Annotated in this window: 16 protein-coding genes and 2 pseudogenes; 9 read left to right on the forward strand and 9 right to left on the reverse strand. The window is 50.5% G+C overall.

Features of this window, described 5'->3' with window-relative positions; translation table 11 throughout:
• Positions 1-28: 28 nt before the first annotated feature.
• Positions 29-790, reverse strand: a complete 762-nt coding sequence (locus RY075_RS23425; protein ID WP_338628791.1) for an IclR family transcriptional regulator — start codon at positions 788-790, stop codon at positions 29-31.
• 233 nt (positions 791-1,023) lie between these two features.
• On the opposite strand from RY075_RS23425, the gene RY075_RS23430 reads away from it, so the two are divergent.
• The 5 genes and pseudogenes from RY075_RS23430 to RY075_RS23450 form a co-directional block, all read left to right on the forward strand.
• Positions 1,024-1,248, forward strand: coding sequence for a DUF1656 domain-containing protein (locus tag RY075_RS23430; protein ID WP_338628792.1), 225 nt, complete (start codon positions 1,024-1,026; stop codon positions 1,246-1,248).
• A gap of 5 nt (positions 1,249-1,253) precedes the next feature.
• Positions 1,254-2,120 (forward strand): HlyD family secretion protein, encoded by an 867-nt coding sequence (locus tag RY075_RS23435; protein ID WP_338628794.1) that lies wholly within the window; start codon positions 1,254-1,256, stop codon positions 2,118-2,120.
• Positions 2,121-2,124: 4 nt separating this feature from the next.
• On the forward strand, positions 2,125-4,152 hold the full coding sequence (locus RY075_RS23440) for an FUSC family protein (protein ID WP_338628796.1): 2,028 nt from the start codon (positions 2,125-2,127) through the stop codon (positions 4,150-4,152).
• Positions 4,153-4,205: 53 nt separating this feature from the next.
• On the forward strand, positions 4,206-4,544 hold the full coding sequence (locus RY075_RS23445; protein ID WP_338628798.1) for a helix-turn-helix domain-containing protein: 339 nt from the start codon (positions 4,206-4,208) through the stop codon (positions 4,542-4,544).
• Between the two features lie 793 nt (positions 4,545-5,337).
• Positions 5,338-5,447: pseudogene (locus RY075_RS23450) on the forward strand (hypothetical protein); the annotation flags it as partial.
• 178 nt (positions 5,448-5,625) lie between these two features.
• Here RY075_RS23450 and RY075_RS23455 read toward each other — a convergent pair.
• Positions 5,626-6,030 carry an ASCH domain-containing protein gene (locus tag RY075_RS23455; RefSeq protein ID WP_230031884.1) on the reverse strand — a complete coding sequence of 135 codons (405 nt, stop codon included), beginning with the start codon at positions 6,028-6,030 and terminating at the stop codon, positions 5,626-5,628.
• A 523-nt stretch (positions 6,031-6,553) separates the two neighbouring features.
• On the opposite strand from RY075_RS23455, the gene RY075_RS23460 reads away from it, so the two are divergent.
• Positions 6,554-7,138 carry a hypothetical protein gene (locus tag RY075_RS23460; RefSeq protein ID WP_338628800.1) on the forward strand — a complete coding sequence of 195 codons (585 nt, stop codon included), beginning with the start codon at positions 6,554-6,556 and terminating at the stop codon, positions 7,136-7,138.
• Between the two features lie 141 nt (positions 7,139-7,279).
• On the opposite strand, the gene RY075_RS23465 is transcribed toward RY075_RS23460, so the two are convergent.
• The 5 genes and pseudogenes from RY075_RS23465 to RY075_RS23485 all read right to left on the reverse strand — a co-directional run bounded on the left by RY075_RS23465 (position 7,280) and on the right by RY075_RS23485 (position 10,048).
• The gene (locus tag RY075_RS23465; protein ID WP_087802581.1) at positions 7,280-8,020 is read right to left on the reverse strand and encodes an abortive infection family protein; all 741 of its coding nucleotides are present in this window, start codon (positions 8,018-8,020) and stop codon (positions 7,280-7,282) included.
• Between the two features lie 35 nt (positions 8,021-8,055).
• Positions 8,056-8,637 (reverse strand): DUF2971 domain-containing protein, encoded by a 582-nt coding sequence (locus RY075_RS23470; protein ID WP_338628806.1) that lies wholly within the window; start codon positions 8,635-8,637, stop codon positions 8,056-8,058.
• Positions 8,638-8,652: 15 nt separating this feature from the next.
• Positions 8,653-8,844: pseudogene (locus tag RY075_RS23475) on the reverse strand (hypothetical protein); the annotation flags it as partial.
• Positions 8,841-9,461: a hypothetical protein gene (locus tag RY075_RS23480; protein ID WP_338628802.1), complete on the reverse strand. Its 621-nt coding sequence runs from the start codon at positions 9,459-9,461 to the stop codon at positions 8,841-8,843. The gene RY075_RS23480 and the pseudogene RY075_RS23475, both read right to left, overlap by 4 nt.
• Positions 9,458-10,048, reverse strand: a complete 591-nt coding sequence (locus tag RY075_RS23485) for a DNA-binding protein (RefSeq protein WP_338628804.1) — start codon at positions 10,046-10,048, stop codon at positions 9,458-9,460. Before RY075_RS23485 ends, RY075_RS23480 begins: the two co-directional genes overlap by 4 nt.
• Before the next feature lie 308 nt (positions 10,049-10,356).
• On the opposite strand from RY075_RS23485, the gene RY075_RS23490 reads away from it, so the two are divergent.
• On the forward strand, positions 10,357-12,495 hold the full coding sequence (locus tag RY075_RS23490; RefSeq protein WP_338628805.1) for an AAA family ATPase: 2,139 nt from the start codon (positions 10,357-10,359) through the stop codon (positions 12,493-12,495).
• A 240-nt stretch (positions 12,496-12,735) separates the two neighbouring features.
• The gene (locus tag RY075_RS23495) at positions 12,736-12,966 is read left to right on the forward strand and encodes a hypothetical protein (RefSeq protein ID WP_338628701.1); all 231 of its coding nucleotides are present in this window, start codon (positions 12,736-12,738) and stop codon (positions 12,964-12,966) included.
• A gap of 316 nt (positions 12,967-13,282) precedes the next feature.
• Here the strand turns inward: RY075_RS23495 and RY075_RS23500 are convergent, their stop codons facing one another.
• Positions 13,283-15,490, reverse strand: coding sequence for a P-loop NTPase fold protein (locus RY075_RS23500; protein WP_338628703.1), 2,208 nt, complete (start codon positions 15,488-15,490; stop codon positions 13,283-13,285).
• Positions 15,491-16,579: a transcriptional repressor PifC gene (gene pifC / locus RY075_RS23505; protein ID WP_338628807.1), complete on the reverse strand. Its 1,089-nt coding sequence runs from the start codon at positions 16,577-16,579 to the stop codon at positions 15,491-15,493.
• Between the two features lie 545 nt (positions 16,580-17,124).
• On the opposite strand from pifC, the gene RY075_RS23510 reads away from it, so the two are divergent.
• A complete protein-coding gene (locus RY075_RS23510; RefSeq protein ID WP_338628705.1) occupies positions 17,125-17,463 on the forward strand; it encodes a hypothetical protein in 339 nt (112 codons plus the stop codon).
• Positions 17,464-17,512 lie beyond the last annotated feature (49 nt).

Genomic DNA, 17,512 nt, shown 5'->3' on the forward strand with positions numbered 1-17,512 from the left:
TTTAAGGGGCTTTATCCTGTTCAAACAATTATGCAGGGCCGGTTTCTTTCAATAACTTTTTTCTGAATTCAGCAAGTTTTTCGAGGCAGAGATCATGTTTTTTTTCATACCGCCCCTGAGGCATAGGCATCGACACGGAAAACTGACCAATACCCGTTTCCAGTCCGATGGCCAGCGTATTAACCCCCTCTATCATTTCACCAAAATCATACGAAATCCCTGCGCGCCGGATGTCATCCAGCACTGCAGTTAAATCGCGGGTTGTCTGGATCGAGAAATCCGGCGCCGGGCTGAAATCATCCTTAAACAGTGCCATGACCTCCGCATTGGTTTTCAGTGAAAGCAATACCCGGCCAGCAGCGGTGCTGTAGAGTGGTCGCGCAAAACCAAGACGCGGAACAACCTGCAGTTCGCCATCAGCTACGGCGCAATGTATCACTGTGAGATGCTTACCGGTGGGCCTGCTCAGCACCACTGTTTCTCCAGTCATTTCTGAAAGTGCTTCGAGGCGCGGCCTAAAGGTGTTAATAAGATCGGTATGGGTATTACTGACCAGCCGAAGAAAGGCGGGACCAAGAGCTACGCCGGCTTTGGCCGACGTCCGTGTCAGCTCCGCTTCGGCCAGCGCGCCGACAATCCTCTGTACCGTCGAGCGAGGAAGTCCTGATTCCTTCGCTATTTTCCCCAGGCTCATTCCTGCAGGATGTTCGCCGAGAAGATTAAGGATGCTTGCGGCACGGGAGATAACCTGCACTCCCCCGGTTTTTTCCTGTTCATCGACTGTATTCATTTTATTCCCCGTTTTCCGTTCTCAAATCATTTGAGACAGTAAATAAAACCCTGCCTGAAGAAGGGTTGAAAAACATCAGGCTGAACGCTAGGATACACCCACATCAACCATATTTCGATATAGTGTACCGCATGGCGGTATAGGCATCAAGTGATTTCTATAGCTCTACCACATTGTGGAAAGTTGTATCGAAGAAGGTAAATATTGCTCCTTTTTATGGGACTTTACTGGCTATGTTGAATATTTTTCAGGGTGCCATGCTGCATGAATATGCCTTTGCCGGGTTGTTATTCAGCCCGATTGCGTTCTATTCCGTGCTGGCCATTGCGGGCACGCTCGCAACACGCAGACTCCTCGCTGCACTGGGATTGCGCCGGCTCATCTGGGCGGGAGCCTGGTTCGATCTCTCCCTTTTTATTCTCATTCTCACCGCCGCACTTTTTCTAACTGGAGTCTGAAATAAATGGTTCGTACAGTCGTCAGGGTTTCGATCACCGTTTTGTTTGTTGCAGCAGCTGCACTTGGCGGGGAATGGGTCTGGAAGCATTACCTGTATTCTCCCTGGACCCGAGACGGCAGGATCAGGGCTGAGGTCATCACCGTGGCACCCGATGTTGCCGGATGGGTGAATGAGGTGAATTTCCAGGATAATCAGGAAGTGAAAAAAGGTCAGGTGCTGTTCACCATTGATGCCACTCGTTTTCGTAACGCTGCAGAAGAAGCAAAGGCTAAGATGGATAAAGCGCAGTACGCCCTTGAGCACGCGAAAGAACAGTACGCCAGAAGATTGCGCCTCGGCCAGAGTGCAGTTATCAGCAAAGATGATTTAAGCACCTATAAAACCAACAGCAATCTTGCCCGAGCAGATTATGAGCTGGCGAAAAGTACTTATGAGAAAACCCTTATCGATCTCAGACGGACAGAGATCCTCGCCCCGGCAGACGGCACGGTCATGAATCTCAGTTTACGGTCCGGTAATTACGCGGTGCAGGGTAAAGCCGTTCTCTCGCTGGTCAAAAAGAACTCCATGTACGTAACCGGGTACTTTGAAGAAACAAAATTGCCCCTCATCGCACCCGGCGACACAGCACACATACAGCTGATGAGCGGCGGTGCGCCACTGACCGGCAGGGTCATGAGTATTGCCAGCGCGATTGCGAATAACAATACGGCAACTGACAGCCAACTGCTGCCATCCACCCAGCAGACCTTTAACTGGGTGAGGCTGGCACAGCGTATACCCGTGGACATTCAGCTGACGAACGTTCCGGCGAATATCCGGCTCAGCGCGGGCATGACGGCATCCGTTGAAATCGACAAAAAAGGGTGACGAGATGATACTTTCTCCTGTTATCAGCCACTTCCTCACGCCCAACAGGAACACGGTGATCTTCGCGGTAAAGGGGGTGATTTCGATGGCGGCCGCGCTGTTCATCTCCATGCACCTTGAGCTGGACCGGCCGTACTGGGCTGTCGTGGCATCAATGCTGCTACAGGCCAGGCCAGAAAGCGGGCTGGTGACTGAAAAGGCTTTATATCTTGTAGCAGGTTCCTGGCTGGGCGGGCTCTACGCGGTACTGACAATTGGTGCCTTCTCTGAAATACCGTTTGTAGCGATTGCGTTACTGACGGCCTGGGTGGGAGGAACTTCATTTCTTTCTGCAAAAGTACAGCACGTCAATTACAACTACTTTCTGGGTCTGACGGGCGTGACTGCTCCGCTGATTGCCCTACTCGCTATGTCGGACGCTTCAACAGTCAGCTCGCTACACGTGTTCGAAATTGCGCGAGCGCGTATCAGCGAAGGAATGGTGGGCGCATTCTGTGCCGCGGCCGTGAGCATTTTTTTCGTTCCCTTTCGTCTCAGGGATCTGCTGCAGAAACATGCGGAACAGACGTTCAGCAGGCTTACCGGGCTTATCCTCGCCGAGCTGAATGCTGAGAGCTCAAAAACGTTACGGTATAAAAATTCAGGCGCTCTCCTGGCGGCCGTATCACAGCTGAACCATGATGCCCGGGCCTCCACCTATGATGGTCCTGACGGCACGCGCCGTGCCCGGGCATGTTATGAAATAAGTAACCTCAGTATTGTCGCATCCTCTGTCACCCAGACGCTGGGATATCAGATTAACGCTGATGCAAAGAGGTTCGGGGAGAATATGCGTCACCTCCTTGGATTTTCACGCCAGGTTCTGAGCAAACTGGCAGAGGAAAAAACCTATGCCAAACGTCAGGCGCTGCTGTCCGATCTGCAAAAAGCATTACGTAACCACAAGATAAAAGGTTATCTGAAAACCGCCCCGGATGTGGTGGCTTTCAGGATGTTATGCAGGATCACCAGCATGCTGCTGAGTATCACGCGTATCGTCAGTGCGATAAAAAATCAGGATAACATGCCGCTTAAGGCCAGGCGACTGCCCGCTTTCCAGGACAATCTGGTCGCCGGCATCGGGGCCGTGCGCAGTATGGTGGTTTTTCTGAGCTGTGTTGCGCTCTGGATTGGCACAGGTTCGCCGCCTGCAGTTCTGATGATGATGATCCTGCCGCCGTTCTTTTCCATGGCTTTTGCACCGGCCCCCGTACCGGAAATGATTGTACGAAAGGTGATAATAGGGGCCGTGGTGGCCATACCGGCCTCCGCCTTTATTGAGCTGTTCCTGCTGTCTGCCGGTAGCGGAAACTTCGAGCTGCTGATTATGGTGATGGGCGCGCCGTTATTCATTGCACTCATGGCCGTTGCCTGGGCACCGACGATGCCCTACGGTCTCGGCTTCTGCCTGCCATTCGTGCTGCTGACCCAACCGGGTAATGAAATGTCCTTCTCCGCCGATGTTTCCGTGACGACCGGGCTCGCGCTCCTGACCGGTCTCGGTATTCTGTGGGCAGTTTTCTCTCTGATGAAAACACCGGATAACCTGTTTATCAAAAACAGGATCATGCGTTCCTTTTCCCGGGACCTTAAAGTTATTTCCGTGGGAAATATAAAGGAAGACGATTTCGTTTATAAGACGGGCGGCAAGGTAATAAAACTTTTCTCGTTAAAAAGTGCCGAAGCGCATCTTGCCGGACTGCAGGCACTGCGTAATCTGCACATTACTTTCACCCTGTTTAAACTGCTTCACGACAACCATTCCCTGGTTCGAGAAGAAATTTATCTGTGGTTGCATGACTACCGACTGGTTATTGCAGGGGTTTATCGAGGAAACCGTGAAGAATTTTTCACTCGCGGACAGTTGATTTGCGAAAAATTAAAGGAAATATACCCGAGCGGTCTCACTGTCACCACGGCAAATACAGAGGCGAGGGTATTACTCGGTTTTTCCCTTGAAATAGCAGGTGACCACTTCCGAATGGGTAAATAAAACATCCCGAATCTGACATCATCCTGGAGAACCCTTCTATAAAGGAGAATATAATGGTTTATAAAAATCATATCACTCCCCTGCTGGAGTGGATTAACGACAATATTCATCTAAACCTCAAGATTGATGACGTGGCTGAAAAGTCAGGTTATTCAAAATGGCACCTGCAGCGTATATTTACGCTGTATACCGGCATGACGCTTGGCGCGTACATCCGGACCCGGCGGTTAATCAGCGCCGCCGATGACCTGGCAAACGGGTATGATTCGATCCTTGAAATCACGCTCAAATATGGGTATGAATCACAGCAGTCTTTCACACGCACGTTCAGTCGCTATTTTAACTCTCCCCCGGCCTCATACCGACGCCAGTTACGTGCAATGAAAAAATAGTTCATTGCTGCCCAGAACACTTCATAGAAAAGACAACAAAAAACTATTCAAAAGGGAATGGCAGGAATAGCCTTTTCCTTTCTCATGCTGCATAGATAAAAAAGGTGACTCACACGGACGGTCGAGTCACCGAAGAAGATCAATGAGGGTTAAGTTGCGATAATGCACAGAAGACGTTTAAGAATTGTCTTCTTGAGCGATTTAATTATATCCATCTAACATCGAACTTATTATCATGAAGTGCGAAAACTAACTCAGCACGAAAATATGCTATCTTATCGTCACCTTTAATACCATTATCTAATGGTGCTTTTTATTATTCCAAGAATACACATCAACATTTGGTGAAATCAATATCATGTAGTGTCGGTTTTTTCGAGATATGAAAAATTTTGCTATCGAGAATGCTTTTTTGTAGCATTTCCCACACTGGCACCCTGATACAGCGCATACAACACCTTCAAAGATATACTGAAGATAATAGCATAACCGCTTTTGAAGTTTTATAATATTGAATCTGACGGGCTACCGACATCGACAAAATAATGCCGTGCGGAATCAGTGCACCAAAAGCTTCAGGGCTGTACTGACGGTGACCGTAAGCGCAGGCAAAGCGCCGCTACGGTCACGATGTAGGCCAAATCACTCAGTAGCTCTTAATTTTATTTCGAAAGTGCAGCCGGTTCTCTTACTAATTTCATTACGATGATCAGGACTTATAACGGTAAGCCTGAGCGTGGCCTGAAGTACATCCATAGCCACCTCAATGCCGCAGATGCTGTAAGCTTTCGGTATTACATATGCAGATAGTGATAGTATTCGTATGCCTGACCTATGCAGATGCCTCGCATATGGATATGTAAGGCATAAGTTTTATCTCTCTTTTGCCGCTCAGACCCAAAATCAGTAAAAACAGATCTTGACGGGTTAAGCGTATGTAAGGGCGAACTAGATACGGCAGAAAGCGGTTTAAACGAAAGGCAGGTGGAAATGGAAGGTCCGCTTTGAGCGAAAAGCGGATGTCAAAATCATGGCGATAGTGATGTTATTCTACATTAGACATAACAACCCGGCCACGAACTCACGCATCAGGCGGTAAATGGTGGATGACTACAACCTCGGAATCCATCTTTATGGACGGATAGTGCTCACGCATCCCTTCCAGCATTTCGGCATCCGGCCATTCCGCACTTTTATTAAGCCTGGCCGCAACGACAGAAAGTGGCATTTTTTCAACGTGCGTGACACATACCATGACCGTGTCAGAGGCATCCTGAGCATTTTCGTAAAGCATAGGGCCCGGCACAATTTCCCGTTCCCGCCAGCGGATGGTATGAAGCTTCCTGCCTGCGCGGACGTCCGGCAGCAGGCGAGGCACGATCTTAAGTTTCTGCAATGACATTATCTCCGGTGAAAAGGCTCCTCCCGGGGGCGGGTGAGTGATGACGAAATATCCTGCGGCTACCACGCATCCCATTTTTAACATAACAATGCTTTCCTGCACAACTTGATAGGACCTCATCTCGTTTCGCGGCCTCAAGCCTGTTTACAGTATCTTTTCCTGTCTGTATATCGAAACGCGCCTGATTATCCCGGCTTGTTTGCATAACTATGCTGCGAATGTAGTTCTAGATGGATTAGTGAATGTAAATGTTAGAAACATCCGCTTCTGGCACAAAGCGGACTTTAATGACCGAATACCATGCTAAAAGTCAGGACGGACACTAAGGGTAAAGTTGACGGGTGTCGCTTCGTCGCTGATCCGCCGTCAGACTCATTTCTCCAGTCAAAGCAATAATTACCACTGTTTATTTCCAGTAAGTCAATAATTCCTTAATCGCAATAATTAACCTGAATTTGTGATTATTCAGCAGCAATCCTTCTCCTCCTCTCAAGAGATCCGAAAAATACCAGTTTCGGATCTGAATGAGAGATATACTCAATTTTTGTCGATGTATAATCAAAGTTTGATTATGCTGTTATTGTTGAAACAGTCAGACAGGTTAGTTATGAAGCTTTCAGAACATATCGATCTTTTCTTTGACGGGAATAAATCTGCTTTTGCTAAAAGTATGAGTGTTACTCCTCAACAAGTTACAAAATGGGTTAACGATGATTGGATCATTGTTGACGGAACGCTTTACAGTCCCAGAAGGGATTTAACCAGAGGCAATATGATGAAACGCAAGACATTTTTGGCAAGCATATTCTGCGGCGCTCAATATGCTTTGGCCGAGTTAAGGGAACACAACGCCCAGGGGCCAAATGCGAATGGGATATCACAAAATGCCCGCAACACCATTGAATTACTTGCAGAATTCTTTAAAAAAGAGAATTATAATATTTATATGGTTGCCTATAACAATAAAGCACAGCAGTATGAGCTTTATTCCTCCCAGCCTGTTTTTGAGTTAGGTGTTACCTATTTCCATATATTGAATCCGGGTAGCATCCTGTTTTCCTATAACAATGACATGAAGTCCGATGATACCTTTGAGGTTTCCACTGATCCCAGTCGGCTGGCAGCCAACCGCTTTGATCCTTATGCGTTTACGATACTGCGCCAGGAAATTCAGCAGGCGTTAAGTCAGTAAAGAAGTTCATTAAACGCTTATACAGGTGATCATCAATTGTTAAACCATAAGAGTACGGCCAGTGTTCGACATTCTGGCCGTACTTCACTACATCATTGTTACTCTATATTTTTCGCTGTGAGCCTTATATTTTTATTAAAATTAAAGCAATTCATCAATATACGTCATAATGGAACGAACCAGGTTTATGGCAAAACGCGCATCGGCTTCATTAAGCAATTTTTCTGTGGGATGAGCCATGCTGGAATTGTTACGCAGGTTATTAATTCCATGAAGTATTGCGGCAGCAGACTTCAACATTTTAAACACATCTTCATTTCTTCCATCATCCGGGAGGGCCTTAAGATGTGCAGTTATCAGGGAAAGCAGGCCTGGAACATTATTATTTGTACTATCGGTCGTAATGCCATGGTTTACGCACATTTGTCTTAATGAAGCATGAAGAGCTGTGTGCACACGATCATATGCCCGCTGTGGTCCATTTTTCTGAAGCAATACTTCCGCATCTTCTAAGGCCTGGTAAATGTTTTCGTTCACATTTTTCACTGGCGCTGCGGAAACGTTTCTTTGTCCATTCTGATTAACAATGTCCTTTATTTCTTTGAATAGATCATTATTGGCATTGCTGATATAGCGTTGAACATTATCCAGCGCCCAGATTTTAGAAAGGTTATCAGCGTCCCTGGCCAGGGTAGTTTCTATGGCAGCGATGGCCACCCCTTTTAACTCCGTGTTGTTCCAGTGAACATGCCGGTAGAATTGATTCAGCCCTTCCGGAACATCTTCACAATCTGTAACAGCAAACAGCTCCTTCCAGTCGCCTTCGTTAAACTTATCTGCCAGGATTTTGGCCAAATTTATTTGAGAAACTTTATCTAGCATACTTATCCCTAATAGTTTGTACTTTTCAGTTGAGATTACCGGAACGGCGTCTCAGTAAACGAAATCCGTGTACTGGTATACCCCTTGTTCTGCAACAGGAATGATATCCCGTCCATCATCATTGATCTGTTACTGCGGGGACCAATTCTGATGCTTTTCAGTGGCAGCTTGTCTTTGGCTTCAAGGATCAGATATGGCACCAGACCGTTTTCACTGACACGAAAATTAACACCCTCAAAAGGTCTGTCCGGCAAAATGGCCATCCGGAACTCCTGCTCCTCTTTGAAACCGTCATTCTTGAAAAAAGGTGGCAGGCTGTGTGCCAGTCTGGTTGCCTGAATTATCTCATGCATTACATCTGCATTTATTGCTGCCTGAACCTGTGGCTGACGAAAGAAAGCGAGGATCTCATTCCGGGCTTCAACCGTGGAATTCTCTTTGGTGTAGATCACCCGGTTTTTAAACACCTGGTAGTGCGTGAGTTCCAGGGAGGCAGCCAGTTCGTCATCATCAAATTCCAGGCACACGCCCTGAGAGCTGCCATAACCCCGCCACTGGCTTAACAGGTCGGGTTCGAGACAGAACGACAGGTTAAAGACGTGAGCAGCCCGGTGCATTCTGAAGTGCGTTAGTGCCTGTTCGATGAACTTAAGGGTTTTCGGATTAAAGTCGTTCCTCAGGTACTGCAGGGCATTCTCAAGGCAGTTCATACCGTGAGTCAGCTCATTACTGTCATTGAGAAAGGAAAAGTGCGTCGCCCACAGTGAGCCTGATTCGATGATGCCCTTCAGTCCGTTCAGGTCAGTGTAATGATAAATCTTCATCTGGCAGCCTCCTGACTGTCCGGGCCCTGTTCGCACTCAGTTTTCTGCATGTCAGACAGAAACGGGAACGCCTTAAAAGCGGCTTCCCTTGCTTCTTCTATGGACTGTTCCCAGGCCTGCCAATCCGGATCTGCCGCCAGCGCTTCCTCCGCGGTATCGCGTAACCAGGCATACAGCGTATCGCCACCATCGAGATCAACCTGGCGGGTTTTTACAGGGCCTTCATGCTTCATGATATTGCGTAACAGCTTACCAAGCTGCCCGTCAGACTCGACAGGTTCGGCAGGAATGTAGTCCGGATATTCGTCGAACTGGTCCAGCGTCAGATCGGTGTACTCCCCGTCCAGCAATACGATGACATGCGCGTGAACCGTTGAGTTTTCCGCTTCATGAAAGTCTGCGTTCCCCTGCATAAAAATGATGCAGGGATGGCATCCCTCAGTATCCATCAAATACTGCGCCAGTGTGTTGCTGGCCAGGTCGCAGCTGCCGTGCGGGAAATTCCTGTGTTCCGTTTCCCAGCGAGGAAAACGACGGCACTCGTCAGCCCGCTCACCGGCGGCAAGCTCCAGCGCCCGTCGAAAGGCTTTTATACGTAATAGTCTTTCCGGTCTCATTTCTTCACCTTCCCGTCCTGGCGGGCCAGGGCCAGCAGTTCGGCCTGAAGCTCACGACCGTCCTCCCGGGCTTCCTTCAGCTCCGCCTTCGTGTCCTGCAGCTGCGCCGCCAGGTGTTCGCCGGTGGCGGTCAGGCGCGCCACCTGCTCACGCAGCGGCAGCGCCTCCTGCAGCAGGCGGTCACGTTCGGCCACCACCTCGCGCAGCACCGCCAGCTCGCTTTCTAGGGTGGCCACCTTCGCCAGCGCCTCGTCCCGCTCCTGGTCGGCCCGGGCTATGTCGTCGTCGGCCTGCTCGCGCGCCGCCAGGGCCCCGGCTTCAGCCTGCTTCACGGCCGCCTGCCACAGCAGCCCCAGCTGGCCGGTCAGCAGCTGCGCCAGTTCTGGCGGCAGGGGCGTGGCCTGCTCAGCGGCCTGCTCGTGCCGGCGGGCGCGGAACGCGCGCATCACCGGGGAGATGTGGGACAGGGAGCCGCCGCCGAGGTGCTGACGGACCTGCTCGTTGGTCGGGTTCAGGTTGCCGGCGGCGATCAGGGCGGCAGCGGCGTCTTCAATGCGGCGGACGGTGTCCGGGGAGAGGGTGGTCATGGTCTGGCTCCGGTTTATCAGGGAATGGTGCCATCGTACGCCTGGTGTAAAAAATACATAATACATAAAATACAGTTAATACATATCGTACATACAGTACAGAACTTACATACAGTCTATCTCCTTTCCCGGTCAGATCCGAAAACTCCCGAAGTAGGATCTTCTCAATGTTCATCAATGTAAGAAATCGGGGGGATTGCATAAATAACGTTACAAACGGCATGTAAAATACGTCTACATCACAGCATCACCACTAACCTTACGTCAGGATATAACGAAACCTAGAATTGACGGTTAAGGAAAGAAAAATGGAAATTGACGTACTCCACTGCAATAACATCGATCGGGCCCGTATAACCCTCACGGAAAACAAACTGAATATCAAATTTGCGCCCAACGGTACCGGCAAAAGCACGCTCTCCCGGGCTATAAGCTGTGCGGCTATGGACGATTCGCAGGGGCTGCAGGCGCTGATGCCCTTCCGGCTGCGGGAAGAAAATCCCGGCAATGCAGGACCTACAGTTACCGGCGCTGACGGTATTGGGCCGGTTTTGTGCTTTAACGAGGAGTATGTCGGGCAGTTTACGTTCCAACCGGACGAACTCATCAGTAACAGCTTTAATATTCTCATTCGCAATGAAGCCTATGCAGAGAGAGAACGTGAAATAGAAGAGATGACGCAAACTATCCGGGCGGTTTTCACGGATCATACCGAGCTAACCTCGCTGATAGACCACCTGCAGGAACTCAGCAATGCATTCAGATCAACCAGTTCCGGCATTTCACGTTCTTCAACCGGCATGAAAGGCCTGTCAGGCGGAAATAAAATACACCACATTCCAGCTGCTCTAGAGAGCTATCAACCCTATATCCGCAGTGAACGCCGCGTGGATTGGATTGACTGGCAGACAAAGGGGCTCGAGTTTTCCCCCCTTTCTGATGGCTGCTGTCCATTCTGTACCGGCGATATCAGGGAAAAGGAATCGCAAATCCGCCAGGTCAGCGAGGAATACGATAAATCCACCATTAAAAACCTGACCGCCATCATCAGACTGGTTGAAAACCTTGGTAATTACCTGACGGAGGACGCCAGAGAACGCCTTCTGGCCATCACGCAGCTTCAAAACGGTCCGGAAGCTGAACATATCGAGTACCTGATTGCGCTGAAACGCCAGACCGACACACTGACGGAGAAACTCACTGCACTGAGAGGCCTGAATGTTTTCAGCCTGCAGGAACAGCAGAATGTTCGGGAGGTGCTCACTGCCAGGCTGATTGACCTGCAATTCTTTCCAGATCTGCAGTGCGAGCTCACGCAGGGGATCACCAACAGACTGAACGCGGCCCTTCAGGACCTGATAAACCTTGCCGGACCGCTGCAGGGAAAAATTAACCGGCACCGGGACAGCATGGTCCGGCTGATCGCCCAGCACAAAACAAACATCAATAATTTCCTCACCTATGCCGGCTATAAATACAGGGTTGATATTTCCGGTGAGGGCGATCAGAGAAAGCTCAGGCTACGACACATGGATTTTGATGGGTATGTCAGCGGCGGCAGCCAGCATCTTAGCTACGGAGAACGAAACGCCTTTGCGATTGTGTTGTTCATGTATGAATGCCTGTCAAAAAATCCGGGACTGATTATCCTGGACGATCCCATTTCCTCTTTTGACAAAAACAAGAAGTTTGCCATTCTCGAAATGTTGTTCAGGCGGGACAGCGGTGAATGCCTGAAGAACCGGACTGTACTCATGCTGACGCATGACGTAGAGCCAGTGATTGACACGCTTAAGTCAGTCAGAAAGCTGTTCAGTAATCTGGTGACCGCCTCCTGCCTGCGTCTGTCTGCCGGAGTCATAGAGGAATTACCCGTTAACGACGGCGATATCATGACGTTCATGCAGATCTGCAAATCCATCACCGCATCAGCAGACTGTGAGGAGATCATTAAGCTCATCTATCTTCGCCGCTACTTTGAAATCGTTGACGAACGTGGCGATGCTTATCAGCTCCTGTCCAATCTGTTCCATCGTCGCGTAGTTCCGCTGGATCATCGCGAGCCTGCCGCTGCGGGCACGGGCTACCCCGAAATGGCGCAGGAGAAAGTTCAGCAGGCCCGGCAGGATATCGGGGAGTATGTGGACAGCTTCGATTACCCACGACTTCATGCACTCGTAAGTAGTCCGGAAGAAATAAAAAACCTGTACCGTCGCTGCCGTAACGGCTATGAAAAACTACAGGTATTCCGTTTACTGGAGCTGGATCAGGATCATCCGGTAATACGAAAATTCGTTAACGAAACGTACCACATAGAAAATGAGTTCATATGTCAGCTGGATCCGTCCAGGTTCGATCTCATCCCGGAGTACGTAATCGTGGAGTGTGACAAACTCATCGCCCTGCCACCTGCAGCTAATCAGGGCATCATTGCTCGTACTGCCTGAGTCACCTGCCTCCCCGGCTGAATTTCCGAAGGGGAGGTCTTTTGGTACATCATTCAAAAATTTTTACCGCCTTAAAGTGATTCCGAAGAGACTGAAGTGAACACCGCTTCTGATGGACAACGCTTCCTCATCCACATCAATTCAGTGATTGTTGATCTTTTGAATTCATACATACATACTATCTCCGTCACCAGAGTTGAACGCCTGGTGACGGACTTCTGCGCATTTAAGGGGACTTAAATGCGACAACAATCTGACAATCCACTTGTCAAAATTGTATATTATTCAGTTACTTCCATTTTCTTTTTGTCGATTTCCGCAAACTTGATCCTGCTTTTTTTGATTGGATTAGGGATAGCAGAAATGAATGAACGAGCAATAGGGGCACTTGTCAGTATCGCTCTGGCTCTGATCCATTTAATGAGGAAACTTATTGCTGTGATCGGAAGAGAAAATAGTAACGGAACCTGAAAACCTCCGAAAGGAGGTTTTTTCTTGAAGGCCATCGAGGTGTATCTGAGGATTCACAATTTCCCATACTCTCCTTGGGTGATATAAAAAAGTACCACATCTGGCGCCACGCTTACTTTTTACATAAGCCAGCCTGCAACTGACTGACTCTTCCTGTATGGGTTCAGGCACCCGGTTTAAACTTCCTAGTATTATTTGCTACCAGTATGGCAAAGGTCGCGATGGCGTATCCGGTGATCGTCTTTAGTCCGGGCCGGTCTGATAGCAGCGCACAACCGGATTAACACATCTTCACGGATTATATCCGGGTTCTCATTCAGAATCGGTTACGGGATATCGCAGCATTCACCTCTGAAACAAGATCACTGTAGTTCCCCTGCCCCTCTATTTTTGTCAGCCTGCTTTTGATCTGTTCCTCACTGCCTGTAAACTCCGCGATCTGAGTCAGGCTAAGCGCCCTGTAATGCCCGGTTGCAGAGCTTATCCCACGGTAACGCAGGGCAAGCAGAAATCTGAGAAATTTTTCATCCTCTGCAGTTTCATTCTGTACCCATGCCTTTACGCTTTCCAGTCCACTGATATCGCACCACGCCCAGATATGGGTGAGTAAAATACCTTCCTGGTCAAACTGACGGGTAATATCAGGGGAATTCAGACGCAACGCCAGTCTGTGCTGTAATGACTTCAGCACCTCTGCAGATAATAAATGTTGCTGTTCATGAACCGTCCTGTTGCCGACGAGGCCGTGCATCCAGAGCAGCTGACGAAAATACTCCGCTATCCAGCGCCACGCTTTCCCCGTGTCCAGCATGGTTCCCAGATTTTCGATAACCGGCCAGGATTTGGCCTCACATAGTCGCTGTAACAGCCGTGTGGCAACGCTGTTCATATCCAGATTATGGGGTTCGAACCATTCATTACGGATGGTGTAACGCTTAATAACCTCATCGCCGTGCTCAAAGAAGAATCGCAAGAAGCCTTCGCATTCTTCAGTTGTACGCGCGGCAATTACCGGCCAGGTCAGCTGACTAAGGATATGCTCGAACCAGGTCCGGGAGGAAATGTTGTTGCTGTTGATGCGGCTCAGCAGCTCTTCTGCCAGAGCGGGATGTTCAGCCGGGTTTCCTGCCTTACGGAAGAGTTCGGTGAAATAGTCAGGTGGCAGGACATTCTGCGGGGAGGAATACGCAAAATAGTAACGCCAGTAGACGGCACTGCCGAGGCGCCGGTTGGCCGTCAGGACGGCTTTTGCGTCATCGTCCACCTGAACGAACAGCTTCAGATGCTCAGTTTTATAACCTGATATACCCGGGACCCAGTGACGCAGTGATGTCACGGATTTCGCTTCTGACGATCGGAACAGTGAAAGGTGCTGGCCAAGGCTGCTGACCATCTCAGCCTGCTCCGCCTCGCTGACGGTACCGTCGCCGGACTCCACCACTGCCCTTTCGGTCAGATAGTGCTCTGTCCAGTCATACAGCTCCGGGTTGACTGTCCGGATAAGTTGCAGAAAGCACAGGTCCGGTAACCAGACATAATCCCTGAGACCACCGTAGCGGAAGGCCAGCGCATTAAGCGTCAGCTGAACCTCACGGGGCGTCCTGAGAGCTGCACCGTAAATATCTGTGATCCTTCTCAGTTCCTGAATCAGCGTCTCATCGGGCTCAGTCAGGCAGGCCGATGTGTACAGTCTGACCACCCCCGCCAGAAATTCCCGGCGCAAATCAAAACTTTCAGGTCTGGGCAGGCTGAACGACAGCGGGATAATTTTCTGCAGATAGCGTTTGCCGTTCTGCACACCCAGGCCAGTTTCAACCGCATGCGCCAGCACGTCCCGGTCATAGCACATCACATAGCGGAATCGCGAGAAGTCCGCGACCGACCGTACCATACGAAGCACTTCAACAGCCTGTGCAGGCTCCAGACGATCCAGATCGTCAATCACAACGATAAAGCTGACGCCCAGCCCGGCAATTTTATCTTCAATGTCAGCCCGGAGTTCTGCCGCAGTTTTTTCCCGCCCGCTCAGTTCTGTGTCCGCGAGGGCGTCCATACCGTCGGCTACAAGCCCCAGACCCGGAACAAAATTACCGGCGAATCGCGTCACCGGCGCAAGCCGGCGCGAGGTCTGCTGCGCGTAGTTAAGGATATTCACTGCGAGGGGAGCTGTCTTTCCTGCCTGTGCCATAGCTGACGTATCCAGCTTCGCCAGCCTGGCCGCGATGGTCATCATCAGCGCGTTTACCGGGCTTTCATCCGGTGAGTTGACCCAGGGAGAGAACACCACAATCTGCGTGGTGACCGGTACCTGAGTCTTCAGTTGCTCAGTCAGTAAGTTCAGCAGGCTGGTTTTGCCGGAACCCCACTGCCCTTCGATACCAATCACGGTGCTGACATTTTCATCCAGGGCGCTGATGCTGCGCGCCAGCCCCTCTGCTATCGCCGTATACCCGTAACGGTCATCTTCAGCCTTCAGTACCGGGCCTTCAAAGCCGGCGCGAGACAGAACATTTTCAGTCGGCATCTACAGATCTCCGTACAGGCAGCGCAGCCCGGTCAGGGCCTCCGTGAGCATACCTTCCGCGCATTTAGCGGTGAGTTCCCGGACCAGTGTCTCAAACGCCTCCGCCGGCATAAAAATCCGCAGGCCGTCTATCCCGAAAAATCCCTCCTTCGTGACGTGTCCGGGCGGGGAGAACATCACGCGCTCCCCCTGGTGACCGTGTGCCAGGGCTTCCGGATGTCGGGCGTACAGGCTGAACAGTCCCAGCAGTTCGGAGAAGGTCTCCCAGCCGTACGGCACCACGAAGTCCTGGCCGGTGATCAGCAGGTGCAGACGGGGCGTGGTGTACCAGGCCCCCGGCCGTTCTCCGGGGTGCTGTCCGTCAATGCGGATCTCCAGGCGCAGCGTACCGGCTTCAATGGTTTGCGTGACGGCCGGGATCACCGGGCGCAGCTCCTGAGCCAGATCTCGGGCCTTCTCCCCGCTCCAGTCCAGCCCGCGCAGCATCAGCGGGAAAACGGTTTTCAGCCGCGGCAGGGTGAAAATCCCGGCGAGAGCACTGTCGGTAATATCGGCGAGGTTGAAGCAGTCGCTCTCCAGCGGACGCAGGAGGTGTTCGGCATACATCTGGTCCACAACGGGGCGCAGCTCTGCCCGGAAGGCGTCAAACTCTTCCATCCAGTTTTCCCCGGACAGGCGGAAGATCCCCTTCAGGTAATGACCGTCCACCGGACGGTCATGCTCCACCTGCCAGGCCAGCAGGTCGCGGGTGATATCGAGCAGTGTGTCCAGAGCCGGGAGCGTGGCCACTCTGTTCCGGCCGCAAATAAAGGCCTCCCGGGCATAGGCCAGGATGAAGCGCAGCTCATCCCGGGAGACCGGCGCGGTGCCGAAGGTCTGGCCGAGAATGATATGCCGGTACAGCTGCCGGGCGGTGGTATCCGGATCGGCGACCAGCTGAAAATACCCGTCGCCGGGCGCGACCGTTTTCAGGCCGTCATCGAGGAAGCGTTCGGCCAGGGCGTTGACCGAGGTATTTTCGCGACCGGCGCGCACTTTCAGCGCCTCGATCAGTTTTTTGTGAAAACGCAGGTTAAGCTGGCTGAGCATCATCGTTCCTTTCATCTTTGTTTTATTCTTCATGCTAACCTAGCTTTTATGAAAAGAGCTACAAATTAATCTAATTAAAAGCTGTAGTTGGTGATGCAGTATGAATTACTGAAAGTGATGATTGTAGCGCTACAGCAACGCCTGTCCCCTCTCATTTCTGTGCAGATCCGAAAACCCTGAGTTCCGGATCTTCTTTCCTACCCACAGAGCGCAGCGGCGAAGAAACACAATATGTAGCGGTGCTGTCAGCTGCTAATGACGCTATATGTTGTGTCTCACCCCTGCTGCGTGACCTTGTGCCCAGCGGCCGATATTGCCGCTTTGCTTATTCCCCCACCGTGGTAAACTTCCGGAAAGTTGTGATAAGCCAGAAAATCGGATCTGCCGGAAACCGCTCTCCGGTAATTTAATAGGGTGGTTATATGGCTGATTATTATCGCCTGCATGAATGTTTCATTAAGTGATAATGCGAACACGAAGGGATGACTGCAGCGGGGGTATAATTACGGGACGGGAATATTTCATAATGAAGAAGGAGGGTGCTAATGAATCCAAACAGAAAGTCACCACAAAAATTCGACAGCATGTGGGATTTAATTACTGAATTAAACGCTGCGGGTCATCCTGATGACAACCTCTGGTATAAAGGTGATATTCGTGCCGGAGAGGAACTCATCTTTTCACCCAGATATTTTCTATCAGCAGCCTGCCGTTTAATCGGGCAACGCAACAGTGACGGTAAATGGACAACGATATACGGATACGACGATCCTGTTTTACCAGGAGGGCCTGTTCCTGCAGGCGCTCATAACCTGGCAGAAATGAAAGACACGCTGGAGTTGTTTGTCCATAAAGGTGATGGTCCCGTCCTGGCTAACGAATGACCATGAACTCTCGAAGGCGGAATTTCTCAGAAATATAAAGAGGTAAATG

It is taken from the genome of Enterobacter sp. JJBC (assembly GCF_036936505.1).
Lineage (GTDB): Bacteria > Pseudomonadota > Gammaproteobacteria > Enterobacterales > Enterobacteriaceae > Enterobacter > Enterobacter hormaechei_C.

Coding starts and splice junctions, on each gene's coding strand:
- RY075_RS23425 (WP_338628791.1), bottom strand. CDS start 790: ATGAATACAGTCGATGAACAGGAAAAAACCGGGGGAGTGCAGGTTATC.
- RY075_RS23430 (WP_338628792.1), top strand. CDS start 1,024: ATGTTGAATATTTTTCAGGGTGCCATGCTGCATGAATATGCCTTTGCC.
- RY075_RS23435 (WP_338628794.1), top strand. CDS start 1,254: ATGGTTCGTACAGTCGTCAGGGTTTCGATCACCGTTTTGTTTGTTGCA.
- RY075_RS23440 (WP_338628796.1), top strand. CDS start 2,125: ATGATACTTTCTCCTGTTATCAGCCACTTCCTCACGCCCAACAGGAAC.
- RY075_RS23445 (WP_338628798.1), top strand. CDS start 4,206: ATGGTTTATAAAAATCATATCACTCCCCTGCTGGAGTGGATTAACGAC.
- RY075_RS23455 (WP_230031884.1), bottom strand. CDS start 6,030: ATGTTAAAAATGGGATGCGTGGTAGCCGCAGGATATTTCGTCATCACT.
- RY075_RS23460 (WP_338628800.1), top strand. CDS start 6,554: ATGAAGCTTTCAGAACATATCGATCTTTTCTTTGACGGGAATAAATCT.
- RY075_RS23465 (WP_087802581.1), bottom strand. CDS start 8,020: ATGCTAGATAAAGTTTCTCAAATAAATTTGGCCAAAATCCTGGCAGAT.
- RY075_RS23470 (WP_338628806.1), bottom strand. CDS start 8,637: ATGCACCGGGCTGCTCACGTCTTTAACCTGTCGTTCTGTCTCGAACCC.
- RY075_RS23480 (WP_338628802.1), bottom strand. CDS start 9,461: ATGAGACCGGAAAGACTATTACGTATAAAAGCCTTTCGACGGGCGCTG.
- RY075_RS23485 (WP_338628804.1), bottom strand. CDS start 10,048: ATGACCACCCTCTCCCCGGACACCGTCCGCCGCATTGAAGACGCCGCT.
- RY075_RS23490 (WP_338628805.1), top strand. CDS start 10,357: ATGGAAATTGACGTACTCCACTGCAATAACATCGATCGGGCCCGTATA.
- RY075_RS23495 (WP_338628701.1), top strand. CDS start 12,736: ATGCGACAACAATCTGACAATCCACTTGTCAAAATTGTATATTATTCA.
- RY075_RS23500 (WP_338628703.1), bottom strand. CDS start 15,490: ATGCCGACTGAAAATGTTCTGTCTCGCGCCGGCTTTGAAGGCCCGGTA.
- pifC (WP_338628807.1), bottom strand. CDS start 16,579: ATGCTCAGCCAGCTTAACCTGCGTTTTCACAAAAAACTGATCGAGGCG.
- RY075_RS23510 (WP_338628705.1), top strand. CDS start 17,125: ATGAATCCAAACAGAAAGTCACCACAAAAATTCGACAGCATGTGGGAT.